Here is an 11,707-nt window from a genome sequence, read left to right on the forward strand (position 1 = left end):
CTGCCAGACGCCGGCCGCCGCCAGCGCGGCCACCGCGGCGATCCCCGCGAGCAGGCCCGCGGACGGGCCCCCGCCGGAATCCGGCGCGGCGGACTGCGCCGGGGTCGGCGCGGCGGACTGCCCCGCGCCGTCCGCGACCTGGTCGCCGCACCCTTGCTTCGGGTAGCCGGAGATCGCGCACAGCAGCGCCGCGCTGTTGTAGCGCAGCGGCCTGGCGACCGAGGCCAGCGCCTCGGCCGTCGTGGCCCCGGAGGCCACCTGCGCGCAGGCCGTGCGCGGTGCGGCGTCGGGCGGGGTGTCGCCCGTCGGGGCGTCCTCGGGGACGCCGAAGTCGATGACGAGCGCCACCCGCTTGCTGCCCTCCGTCGGGGCGGTCGCCCCGCAGACGGCCTCGAAGTCGGCCGCCGCACGGGGCTGGGCCGCCTGCGCCGCCGCGTCCTTGCTCACCGAGAAGCGGAAGCCCTGGACGGAGCCGTCCGCGGGGCGTGCCAGCGACGGACCCTGGGTGGCGTACGACCAGCCGCCGCCGGCCGAGTCCCAGAACGACCAGTAGCGGTAGCCGGCCGCCAGCGCCGGGGTGGCGGCCGGCAGGGCCAAGGTGATCCCGAGAGCGAGGGCCACGGCGGGCAGGCGGCCGCGCATCAGGACCCGTTCTTCTTCCGGCGGCCGCTCAGCAGGATGCCGATGCCGATACCGGCCGCGGCGCCCGCGCCGACGATCCACCACACGTTCTGGCCGCCGGAGGACTTCTCCTTCTTGCCGTCCACCTCGGTCGCCTCGGTGTCCGCGCCCTGCGGGGCCGGGCCGGTCGCGTTCAGCGCGGCGACGAGGTCGGTGCCGCCGAAGGACTTCGGGTCGACGCCGGTCGCGTGCGTGGCGAGGACGAGGGTGCCCAGGGCGGCCGGGCTGCCCTTGGACCACTCGGCGGAGTTGGTCTCCAGCCACTTCAGCGCGCCCGCCGCCGACTCCTTGTGTCCGGCGGCGGCCAGGGCCAGTACCGCGTCGACGGTGTTGCCGGTGTCGGGGACGGGCTGGTCCGAGCCCGGGGTGACGGCCATGAGGTGGCCGTCCTTCTTGAGGGCCTCGGCCAGGTAGCCGGCCGCGCCCTGGGCTGCGGCCACCGGGTCGGCGGCGTTCGCGGCCGGGCAGGTCAGCGGGGCGGCGGGGGTGTTCTCGGCGGACGGGACGACGGCCGCGCCCTTGCCCAGGCCGGCCAGAGCCGCGGCGGCCGTGGCGTCGGCGTTGGCGACGAGCTTGCCGTCGGCCGGCTGGTACGCGAAGGCGCCCCGGTCGGCGGCCGGCTCGGCGGCGCAACCCAGCTGGAACGGCAGCAGGCCCTCGTAGGCCGACTTGCCCGCCTTCGACCTGACCTCGGCCGGGTTCTCGCCCGCCACGGACAGGGCGCTGATCACCACGGCGGTGGAGTTGGCGTCGCTGGGGGAGCCGGGCACGTAGCTCCAGCCGCCGTCCTCGTTCTGGACGGACTTCAGCCAGTCCACGCTCTTGCGCACGGCCGCGTCGTGGCCGCCGAGCGCCTTGAGCGCCTGCACGGCCGCCGAGGTGGCGTTCGTGTCGTACATCGTGTTCGCGTCGCAGTCCACGGCGACGTTCGCGCGGAAGGAGGTGAAGCCGCCGGTCGCGCACTGCTGGCCGACCAGCCAGGACACGGCCTCCCGGGCGGGCTCGACGCCGACCGTGTGCTGGCCGAGCAGCGCGAAGGACTGCCGCCACACGCCGTCGTAGCTGGGGTCGGTCTTGCCGTACAGACCGGAGGGGATGACCGGGGGCGCGGAGGGGGAAGCGGGCGGCGCGGTGTCGGCGAGGGCTGCGGGGGCGGCGCCCACGCAGAGCACGGCGGAGGCGGCGAGCGCGGCTGCGCTGCGGCGGACGTTCATCAGGGGGCGGGTGCCTCTCGTACGGGGGAACCGGCAGCAGGCACGCACAGGCACCGGGCTCCGGCTCCGTTTACCTCGACGGTGCCGGCCGCCGGGGGCTCCGGCGGCACGAGCCGCGCACCTCGGGTACGGGGCATTCCGGCTCCCCGCCCGGACGGTGCCGGGTGTGGGTCACGGTTGCGGGTCAGCGCCGGAATTGCACCGGCTTCCCCCCGTACAGAGGTGTGGACGACAGGTTCACTCTACCGGCCCGTAACCGGCGGGCTCGGGGGCGCAGGGGCCGAGCGCCCCTTACCGGGCTCGGTCACAGGGCCCGGTAGGTGACCGGGTCCGTGCCCGGCACCGCCTCGGCGCGGCCCTGCTTGACCAGTCGCCGCACATGGGCCTCCGCTTCGGAGACGGCGATGTTGCGGGAGCCGTACGGGATCTGCTCCCAGGGCCGGTTCCACTCCATCCGCTCGGCCAGCCCCCACGGGGTCAGCGGCTCGGCCAGCAGCGTCCAGAGGCCGGTGAGCCGCTCCTCGTGGTGGTCGAGGAGCTCCCGTACGCGGGCGGGAGCGTCGGTGAAGGCGTGCTGGTGGGCCGGGAGCACCTCGGCGGGTCCGAGGCGGCCGATGCGTTCGAGGGAGTCGAGGTAGTCGCCGAGGGGGTCGGTGACGCGGGTGTCCTCCGGAGCCCCGTACAGGCCGATGTGGGGGGAGATCCCGGGCAGCAGGTGGTCACCGGAGAAGAGGCGGCCGTTGCCGGGGAGCTGCGCCGGGTGCTGCTCCTCCAGGTGCAGGCAGACGTGGCCGGGGGTGTGGCCGGGGGTCCAGATGGCGCGCAGCCGGCGGCCGGCGAGGGGGAGCAGCTCGGCGGGGACGATCTCCCGGTCGGGGACGGCGGCGCGCAGGCCGGGCAGGGTCCGCATGCGGCCGCTCGCGCGGGCGGCGCGGAGCGGGGCGATGTGCTCCTCGGGGGCTCCGGCGGCGGCGAGCTTGGCGCTCATGTAGTCGAACCAGATGCCGGGTTCGGAGGAGCGGGTGCGTACGACGACCTCGGTGTCGGCGGCGTGCATGGCGATCCAGGCGCCGGAGGCCTCGCGGACCTGGCCGGAGAGGCCGTGGTGGTCGGGGTGGTGGTGGGTGATGACCACGCCGTGGAGGTCGGTGACGGCGGTGCCGAGTGCGGCGAGGCCGGCGACGAGGGTGTCCCAGGAGGCGGGGTCGTCCCAGCCGGTGTCGATGAGGACCGGGCCGCGGTCGGTGTCGAGGACGTGGACGAGGGTGTGTCCGAGGGGGTTGTCGGGGATGGGGACCTTGATGGCCCACACGCCGCCGCCGTGATCGGTGACGTGTGGTGTGTCCCCGGTGGACTGTGACGTGCCGGCCTGCGTGGCCTGTGACGTGCCGGCCTGCGTGGCTTCTGCCGTGCCGGCCTGTGCGGCCTGTGACGTGCCGTCCTCCGTCATGCGCCCTCGCCCTCCCCCTGTTGCCGCCCTCGGATGAGAACGTGTTCCAGTAGTAGCCCAAGTCGACCACTTTCCGGGCCCGCTGACTAGTCGTTCGATCTTCTCCGGGGCGGTGACGGAGGTTCCGTCCTGGCCGTGGACTCCTCTAACTAGAACTGGTATCAGTTCTGCAACGCCAAGCCGCAGGAGGCCTCAGCCATGACCGAGCTCGTGGAACACGGAAAGCTGTTCATCGGCGGGGAGTGGACGGATCCGCTGGGCACCGACACGATCCGGATCGTCTCCCCCCACACCGAGCAGGTCATCGGATCCGTCCCGCACGCCTCGAAGGCGGACGTCGACCGCGCCGTCGCCGTCGCGCGCAAGGCGTTCGACGAGGGGCCCTGGCCGCGGATGACCCTGGACGAGCGGATAGCAGTCGTCTCCCGGATCAAGGACGCCATCGCCGTCCGGCACGAGGAGATCGCCCGCTCGATCAGCTCCCAGAACGGCTCCCCGTACTCCTGGAGCGTCCTCGCCCAGGCGCTCGGCCCGATGATGGTCTACGACGCCGCGATCACGGTCGCCCGCGCCTACCCGTACGAGGAGCACCGCCAGGGCGTGCTCGGCCCGATCCTGGTGCGCCGGGAGCCGGTGGGCGTGGTCGCCGCCGTCATCCCGTGGAACGTCCCGCAGTTCGTGGCGGCGGCCAAGCTCGCCCCCGCCCTCCTGACCGGATCGACCGTCATCCTCAAGCCCTCGCCCGAGGCGCCGCTCGACTCCTACATCCTCGCCGACATCGCGCGCGAGGCCGGACTCCCCGAGGGCGTGCTGTCGATCCTGCCCGCGGACCGCGAGGTCAGCGAGTACCTCGTCGGGCACCCCGGCATCGACAAGGTCTCCTTCACCGGCTCGGTCGCGGCCGGCAAGCGCGTGATGGAGGTCGCCGCGCGCAACCTCACCCGCGTCACCCTCGAACTCGGCGGCAAGTCCGCGGCCGTGGTCCTCCCGGACGCCGACGTGGCGACCGCCGTCGCCGGGATCGTGCCGGCGGCCTGGATGAACAACGGCCAGGCGTGCGTGGCCCAGACCCGCATCCTCGCCCCCCGCAGCCGGTACGAGGAGGTGGCCGAGGCCCTCGCGGAGGCGGCCGGCGCCCTCGTCGTCGGCGACCCCCTCGACCCGGCGACCCAGCTCGGCCCGCTCGTGGCCGAGCGGCAGCGGCAGCGCTCGCTGGACTACATCCGGATCGGGCAGGAGGAGGGCGCGAAGGTCCTGGCGGGCGGCGGCCGCCCGGCGGGCCTGGAGCAGGGCTGGTACGTGGAGCCCACCCTCTTCGGCGACGTCGACAACTCCATGCGGATCGCCCGCGAGGAGATCTTCGGCCCGGTCGTCTGCCTGATCCCCTACGGCGACGAGGCCGAAGCGGTACGCGTCGCCAACGACTCGGACTTCGGCCTCAGCGGCAGCGTCTGGACCGCGGACGTCGAGCGCGGCATCGACTTCGCCCGCCGGATCCGCACCGGCACCTTCAACGTGAACACCTTCAGCCTGGACATGCTGGGACCCTTCGGCGGCTACAAGAACAGCGGCCTGGGACGGGAGTTCGGCCCGGAGGGCCTGAGCGAGTACCTGGAGCACAAGATGATCCACCTCCCGGCCACGTATGCATCCGGCGCCGGCGAGGCGGGTGCCTGATGGGTGACCGCTGGCAGGTCGAGGTGGACCGAGGGGTCTGCATCGGCTCGGGCATGTGCGTGAACCACGCCCCGGACGGCTTCGTCCTGGACTCGGCACGCCAGTCCCACCCCCGCACACCCCAGTCGGACGCGAACGAACCCACCCTCACTGCGGCGGAGGGTTGCCCCGTGGAGGCCATCCTCATCACCCTCGCGGCGACGGGCGAACCGGTCTTCCCGCCGGAGGAGTAGGGGAGAGGCTGCTCCCGGGGCCCCACGGACGGGGCCCCGGTCGGCCCTTGGACGTTCCACCGTCGGTGTTGCATACTCCGCTGCGCTCACGTCTCGAACAGACGGGCGAACGAGCGGACGAGTTCAACGACAGGAACCTCAGTGGCCCTTCCCCCGGCGGCCGTTTCGCCAGTGGTCGATTCAGATGTGTCCGTCCCCATCTTCCTCGGCGCGGTCGCGTTCGTGGCGGTGTGCTTCCTCCTCACCACGCTGATACCCCTGCGGCGTCTGAACGGACGCGCGGCCGGCCCCGATCCCCAACTCCGGAGCACGCTCGAAGCCGTCGGCTCCGGAGCGTGGCAGCCCGCGGCCGATCTCCTCGCGGCCGCCGGTACCGACTGGGAGCGCCGTACAGGCCGTGCGAGGGCCCTGGCGTACTCGGCCGTCCACGACGGTGACGCCTGGCTGACGGCGTGGCAGGCGGCCGCCCCGAACGACCCCGATGCGGTCATGGTCGCCGCGGGTGCGCGCGTCCAGCAGGCGTGGAAGCTGCGCGGGGCGCAGCGGGCGGTCGCCACCTCGCAGGAGCAGTTCGACGCCTTCCACCGCGAGCTCCACGCGGCGCGCGAGGCGCTGGCGCACGCGGCACGGGTCTGCCCGGACGATCCCACGCCGCTGGTCGAGATGGTCTGGGTGGCGCTCGGCCTGGGCTACTCCAAGGACGAGATGCGTGACTTGTGGGTCGAGCTGGAGGCGAGGGCGCCGCATCACTTCGCCGCCCACTACGCCGCGGTGCAGTACTACAGCCGCAAATGGCGCGGTTCCCGGGTCGAGGCCGAGGAGTTCGCGGCGCGGGCGGTGTACGAGGCCCCGCGCGGGCACCTGATGGCCCTGCTGCCGCTCCTCGTGTGGTTCGAGCACGAGGAGGAAGGCGACAGCGCGGGGCGCTACGGGATGCCGGACGCGATCGCGATGGTGGACGCGGCACTGGAGGACGTCGCCGCCGCGGAGGGCCACCCCGAGCTGCCCCAGGCGCGGCACCTGCTCGCCTACTTCCTCGTCCGCCAGCACCGCCACCGCGCGGCGCTGGAACAGTTCCGCCAGGTCGACGGCTACACGGGCGCCGTCCCGTGGAGATACCGCCCGTGGGGCAAGCTCTCCTACCGACTGCACCGTGCCCGGGCCGTATGGGGAGCCCTGCTCACGCGGCGGTGAGGGTGGGGCGGGGCGGCGGCTTCAGGCCTTTTCCGGGGACGTCAGGTCGATCAGGCGACACACCGTTTCGATGTCGATCTTGACCTGGGCGATCGAGGCGCGGCCGGAAAGCCACGTGATCAGCGCCGAGTGCCAGGTGTGCTCGATGACCCGGACCGCTGAGAGCTGCTCCGCCGTCGGGGGGTGCTCCAGGCCCATCGCGTCCAGGATGATCGCCGTGGTCAGCCGGGACACCGTGTCCACCTCGGGGCTCACGCTCCGGTCCGCGAACGTCAGTGCCCGCACCATCGCGTCGGCCAGCTGCGGCTCCCGCTGCAGGGCGCGGAAGGCCCGCATCAGGGTCTCCGCGACCCGTGCCGCCGGGTCGTCCCCGGCCGGCGGGCGTTTGCGCAGCGTGGTGTGCATGTGCTGGAGCTGGTCCTGCATGGTGGCGACCAGCAGGTGCACCTTGGAGGGGAAGTAGCGGTAGAGCGTGCCCAGGGCCACGCCCGCCGCCTCCGCGACCTCGCGCATCTGTACGGCGTCGAAACCGCCCCGGCTGGCCAGCTGGGCGCTGGCGTGCAGGATCCGGCGGCGGCGTGCCTCCTGGCGTTCCGTCAGGGGAGGCGACGCCGGTGTGGTGACGGCCTTCACTTCCGCTGTCATGTGTCCCGTTCCGTGTCGTTGCGCGGGCTGAATCCGGGCTGGTCCGCGGCCAGCATCGCAGGCGCCGGAGCCGTGGCGCGAATCACCTGCTCCGCCTCTTACGGTGTGGTTTCCGGCCGGTAGATTCAATGGTCTTCGACGGATCAAGTCTGAAACTTGTTCTACATTATCCGAGCGGTTACGCTCCGGCGAAAGTTGCAGTGAGAAGGGGGCCGAGAGTGACCGCAGAGGCCATGGTGACGAGCCCTTTCGCGGGCCCCGCCGCCGACGGCGACCGCCCGCTGCGCATCGCACTCCTCACCTATAAGGGGAACCCGTTCTGCGGCGGCCAGGGCGTCTACGTCCGCCACCTCTCGCGTGAACTCGTCCAACTGGGTCACTCCGTCGAAGTCATCGGCGCGCAGCCCTACCCGGTCCTCGACACGGGCGCCTCGCTCACCGAGCTCCCGAGCCTGGACCTGTACCGCAGCCCGGACCCCTTCCGTACGCCGAAGCGCGACGAGTACCGGGACTGGATCGACGCCGTCGAGGTCGCCACCATGTGGACCGGCGGCTTCCCCGAGCCCCTGACCTTCTCGCTGCGCGCCCGCCGCCATCTGGCCGCGCGCGCCGGTGACTTCGACGTCATCCACGACAACCAGACCCTCGGCTACGGCCTCCTCGCCGACCTCGGCGCCCCGCTGGTCACGACGATCCACCACCCCATCACCGTCGACCGGCGGCTCGACCTCGACGCCGCGCAGGGCCGGATGAAGCGAGCCTCCGTGCGCCGCTGGTACGGCTTCACCCGCATGCAGGGTCGGGTGGCCCGCCGGCTGCCGTCCGTGCTCACCGTCTCCGGGTCCTCCAAGCAGGAGATCGCCCAGCACCTGGGCGTCCGGGACGAGCGCATCCACGTCGTGCACATCGGCGCCGACACCGACCTCTGGTCGCCGGACCCGTCCGTGGCCGAGGTACCGGGCCGCATCGTCACCACCTCCAGCGCCGACGTGCCGCTCAAGGGGCTCGTGTACCTCGTCGAGGCGCTCGCGAAGCTGCGTACCGAGCAGCCCGAGGCGCACCTCGTGGTCGTCGGCAAGCGCGCCGAGCAGGGCCCGGTCGCCCGCGCCATCGAGACGTACGGCCTCCAGGACGCCGTCCGCTTCGTCAAGGGCATCACCGACGCCGAGCTCGTCGACCTCTACCGCAGTGCCCAGATCGCCTGCGTGCCCTCCCTCTACGAAGGCTTCTCGCTCCCGGCGGCCGAGGCCATGGCCACCGGCACCCCGCTCGTCGCCACCACCGGCGGTGCGATCCCCGAGGTCGCCGGACCCGACGGCGAGACCTGCCTCGCGGTGCCCCCGGGCGACGCGGGCGCGCTGGCCGCCGCGCTGGGCCGGGTACTGGGCGACCCCCAGCTGCGGGCCCGCCTCGGCGCCGCCGGGCGCGAACGGGTCCTGACCCGATTCACGTGGGCCGCGGCCGCCAAGGGCAGCGTCGCGCACTACCGCGCCGCCATCGAGCAGGCCGCCGCCGGCCGTACCCGCCGGGCGCGCTGACCTTCCGCCACCCCCGCTTCCTCCCCATCCCCCGAACACCCCCGCGACCGCGAAGGCAGGACCCCGTGCTGACCGTCGATTTCTCCCGGTTCCCGCTCGCCGCAGGCGACCGCGTACTCGACCTGGGCTGCGGCGCAGGCCGGCACGCCTTCGAGTGCTACCGGAGAGGCGCCCAGGTGGTCGCCGTCGACCGCAACGGCGAGGAGATCCGCGAGGTCGCCAAGTGGTTCGCAGCGATGAAGGAGGCCGGTGAGGCCCCCGCCGGGGCCACCGCCACGGCCATGGAGGGCGACGCGCTGGCGCTGCCCTTCCCCGACGACTCCTTCGACGTCGTCATCATCTCCGAGGTGATGGAGCACATCCACGACGACAAGGGCGTGCTCGCCGAGATGGTGCGCGTGCTCAAGCCCGGCGGGCGCATCGCCATCACCGTGCCGCGCTACGGCCCCGAGAAGATCTGCTGGGCGCTCTCCGACGCCTACCACGAGGTCGAGGGCGGCCACATCCGCATCTACAAGGCGGACGAACTGCTCGGCAAGATGAAGGCCGCGGGCCTCAAGCCGTACGGCACGCACCACGCGCACGGGCTGCACTCCCCGTACTGGTGGCTCAAGTGCGCCTTCGGCGTCGACAACGACAAGGCGCTGCCCGTCAAGGCGTACCACAAGCTCCTGGTGTGGGACATCATGAAGAAGCCGATGGCGACGCGGCTCGCGGAGCAGGCCCTGAACCCGCTCATCGGCAAGAGCTTCGTGGCCTACGCGACCAAGCCCCACCTCCCCGTCAGCGCGGCCCAGTGAGCTCCCCGGGGCGCACCGAACACCTGGTCCTGGACGGCGTACTGACGGCCGAGGAGGCCGCCCGTACCGTGGCGGGGATCCTCGCCGCGCAGCGCGCCGACGGCGCCATACCGTGGTTCCGCGGGCACCACCTCGACCCGTGGGACCACACCGAGGCCGCGATGGCGCTCGACGCGGCCGGTGAGCACGAGGCCGCGGAGCGGGCGTACACGTGGCTGGCCCGGCACCAGAACCAGGACGGTTCCTGGTACGCGGCCTACGCCGACCGACCCGACGGTGTGGACACCGCGGAGCCGCAGGACCCGAGCCGCGAGAGCAACTTCACCGCGTACATAGCCGTCGGCGTGTGGCACCACTACCTGTCCACCGGCGACGACGCCTTCCTCGACCGCATGTGGCCGGCCGTGTACGCGGCCGTGGAATGCGTCCTCACGCTCCAGCAGCCCGGCGGCGAGATCGGCTGGAAGCGGGAGGCGGACGGCACGGCCGTCACCGACGCGCTCCTCACCGGCTCCTCCTCCATCCACCAGGCGCTGCGCTGCGCGCTGGCCATCGCCGAGCACCGTGAGGAGCCGCAGCCCGACTGGGAGCTCGCGGCGGGCGCGCTGCGGCACGCCATCCGGCGTCACCCGGAGCGCTTCCTCGACAAGAACCACTACTCGATGGACTGGTACTACCCGGTCCTCGGCGGGGCCTTGACCGGCTCGGAGGCCAGGGCGCGCATCGAGGAGCGCTGGGACGAGTTCGTGGTCCCGGACCTGGGCGTGCGCTGCGTGCTGCCCAATCCGTGGGTGACGGGCGGCGAGTCCTGCGAGCTGGCGCTCGCGCTGTGGGCGACGGGGGAGTCGGACCGGGCGCTGGACATCCTGCGCTCGATCACCCACCTGCGCGCGGACAACGGCATGTACTGGACGGGGTACGTGTTCCAGGACGAGGCCGTCTGGCCGGTGGAGCAGACCACCTGGACGGCCGGGTCCCTGTTGCTCGCCGTCGCGGCGCTCGGCGGGGACGAGGCCACGACCGAGGTGTTCGGCGGGGCCTCGCTCCCGGCCGGGCTGGAGCCCGACTGCTGCGGGTGAGCCGGGCTCCGGTTCAGCGGCGGTAGAGCCAGCCGGCGACGGCGTGGCCGACGAGCAGGTAGGCCACGGCGGCGATGCCGTAGCCGATGACGACCTGGACCCATTCGCGGCTGAAGGTGAACAGGTCGTAGGACCAGGCCGCGAGCCAGGAGGCGACGTCGTGGACGAGGTCGACCAGGGCGTTGCCCTGGTTGGCCTCCAGCAGGTACAGCAGGATCCAGAGCCCGATGACGAAGGCGAGCACGTCCGCCACCAGTGCGACGGCGCGGCCTGCCTGACTGCTTCCCCGGGTGCGTACTCGTGTGTGAGTGCTCATACGGCGCGTGTTGCCGCCCTGACGTGTCGTAAACCCGAACGGGTTCCACCGGTGGCGGGGCGGGGGGACCGGGGTGAGGCTGCGGAGGACGCCTCAGTCCCCGGAGGAAACCGTGTCCGTACCCACGACCGTCCGATTCCGCCGCGCCGTCACCGCCGTGGTGCTGTCCACCGCGCTGATGGTCGGCGCCACCGCATGCGGCAGTGGCGGCAACGGCCCGCGCGAGGAGCTGTCCGCCGCGTCGATGGGGGAGCTGGCCGCCCTCGCGGCGGCGGAGCCCGTCGCCGCCGAGGCCGACGAACTGGCCGCCGCGACGCCGTCGCCGAGTACGTCCGCGGAGAAGCAGAAGTTCGCCAAGACGCGGTTCGTCGCCAACGCGGGCCTCGCGGCCGGGGCGACGTACCAGTGGATCGTCAAGCCGTACCGGGCGGGCAAGTTCAAGAAGGGCGCCAAGGGTCGTACGTTCGCGCTGATCAAGGCGGGCCTCGCGGGTGCGTTCGCGTACAACCGGCTCAAGGCGGCGGCCGAGAACGCCAAGGGTGACCCGCTGCTGGCGAAGGCGGTGGCCCCGCTGACGGCGGGCATCGCGTCGCTGAAGGGGCTCGGCAGCAAGCTGCGCAAGGGGCAGGCGGGTGACGGTGACATCGATGCGTTCGACAGTGTCATCAACAGCGTGAAGGAAGCCGGTCAGAGTGCGGGTGCGACGGTGACGGACAAGGTCCCGAGCGTGTCCCAGCTGGGCGGCTGACCCCGTCCCGGGCTGATCCCGTCCCGGGCTGATCCCGTCCCGGGCTGATCCCGTCCCGGGCGGTGCGGGTCCCGTCCCGGGTGGTGCGGGTTCGTTGTCCGGGTGCGGCTCGGTGGTCGCGCCTCAAGCGCC

General features: G+C 72.8%; 12 protein-coding genes and 1 riboswitch. Of the genes, 7 read left to right on the plus strand and 5 right to left on the minus strand.

The features are described from left to right. The 3 genes from AB8A24_RS41685 to AB8A24_RS41695 form a co-directional block, all read right to left on the minus strand. The coding region (locus AB8A24_RS41685) for an SCO2322 family protein (RefSeq protein WP_369479102.1) at positions 1–642 on the minus strand (642 nt) is incomplete at its 3' end. Then, positions 642–1,895 (minus strand): prenyltransferase/squalene oxidase repeat-containing protein, encoded by a 1,254-nt coding sequence (locus AB8A24_RS41690; RefSeq protein WP_328963510.1) that lies wholly within the window; start codon positions 1,893–1,895, stop codon positions 642–644. The genes AB8A24_RS41685 and AB8A24_RS41690, both read right to left, overlap by 1 nt. 131 nt (positions 1,896–2,026) lie before the next feature. Next, positions 2,027–2,107, minus strand: a riboswitch (cobalamin riboswitch). Between the two features lie 92 nt (positions 2,108–2,199). Beyond that, a complete protein-coding gene (locus AB8A24_RS41695; protein WP_369479103.1) occupies positions 2,200–3,345 on the minus strand; it encodes an MBL fold metallo-hydrolase in 1,146 nt (381 codons plus the stop codon). Between the two features lie 198 nt (positions 3,346–3,543). On the opposite strand from AB8A24_RS41695, the gene AB8A24_RS41700 reads away from it, so the two are divergent. The 3 genes from AB8A24_RS41700 (at position 3,544) to AB8A24_RS41710 (ending at position 6,449) form a co-directional block, all read left to right on the plus strand. After that, positions 3,544–5,022 (plus strand): aldehyde dehydrogenase, encoded by a 1,479-nt coding sequence (locus AB8A24_RS41700; protein ID WP_030715266.1) that lies wholly within the window; start codon positions 3,544–3,546, stop codon positions 5,020–5,022. Further along, positions 5,022–5,255, plus strand: a complete 234-nt coding sequence (locus AB8A24_RS41705; RefSeq protein WP_266391064.1) for a ferredoxin — start codon at positions 5,022–5,024, stop codon at positions 5,253–5,255. The genes AB8A24_RS41700 and AB8A24_RS41705 overlap by 1 nt, the downstream gene beginning before the upstream one ends. Before the next feature lie 186 nt (positions 5,256–5,441). After that, entirely contained in the window at positions 5,442–6,449 is a 1,008-nt protein-coding gene (locus AB8A24_RS41710) for a hypothetical protein (protein ID WP_369479104.1), read from the plus strand. A gap of 21 nt (positions 6,450–6,470) precedes the next feature. Here AB8A24_RS41710 and AB8A24_RS41715 read toward each other — a convergent pair whose 3' ends face one another. After that, positions 6,471–7,094 carry a TetR family transcriptional regulator gene (locus AB8A24_RS41715; RefSeq protein ID WP_030390847.1) on the minus strand — a complete coding sequence of 208 codons (624 nt, stop codon included), beginning with the start codon at positions 7,092–7,094 and terminating at the stop codon, positions 6,471–6,473. Positions 7,095–7,312: 218 nt separating this feature from the next. Between AB8A24_RS41715 and AB8A24_RS41720 the strand changes: the two genes are divergently transcribed. From AB8A24_RS41720 to AB8A24_RS41730, 3 genes are all read left to right on the plus strand, one after another. Continuing rightward, on the plus strand, positions 7,313–8,632 hold the full coding sequence (locus AB8A24_RS41720) for a glycosyltransferase family 4 protein (RefSeq protein ID WP_328963514.1): 1,320 nt from the start codon (positions 7,313–7,315) through the stop codon (positions 8,630–8,632). A gap of 65 nt (positions 8,633–8,697) precedes the next feature. Further along, positions 8,698–9,432, plus strand: coding sequence for a class I SAM-dependent methyltransferase (locus tag AB8A24_RS41725; RefSeq protein WP_033227193.1), 735 nt, complete (start codon positions 8,698–8,700; stop codon positions 9,430–9,432). Next, positions 9,429–10,511, plus strand: coding sequence for a prenyltransferase (locus AB8A24_RS41730; RefSeq protein ID WP_369479105.1), 1,083 nt, complete (start codon positions 9,429–9,431; stop codon positions 10,509–10,511). The genes AB8A24_RS41725 and AB8A24_RS41730 overlap by 4 nt, the downstream gene beginning before the upstream one ends. A gap of 13 nt (positions 10,512–10,524) precedes the next feature. Here AB8A24_RS41730 and AB8A24_RS41735 read toward each other — a convergent pair whose 3' ends face one another. Then, on the minus strand, positions 10,525–10,827 hold the full coding sequence (locus AB8A24_RS41735) for a hypothetical protein (protein ID WP_266391054.1): 303 nt from the start codon (positions 10,825–10,827) through the stop codon (positions 10,525–10,527). Between the two features lie 178 nt (positions 10,828–11,005). On the opposite strand from AB8A24_RS41735, the gene AB8A24_RS41740 reads away from it, so the two are divergent. Continuing rightward, a complete protein-coding gene (locus tag AB8A24_RS41740) occupies positions 11,006–11,575 on the plus strand; it encodes a hypothetical protein (protein ID WP_328965994.1) in 570 nt (189 codons plus the stop codon). The last annotated feature ends 132 nt before the right edge of the window (positions 11,576–11,707 follow it).

Origin of the sequence: Streptomyces sp. BF23-19, assembly GCF_041106355.1 — a bacterium.
GTDB lineage: Bacteria > Actinomycetota > Actinomycetes > Streptomycetales > Streptomycetaceae > Streptomyces > Streptomyces virginiae_A.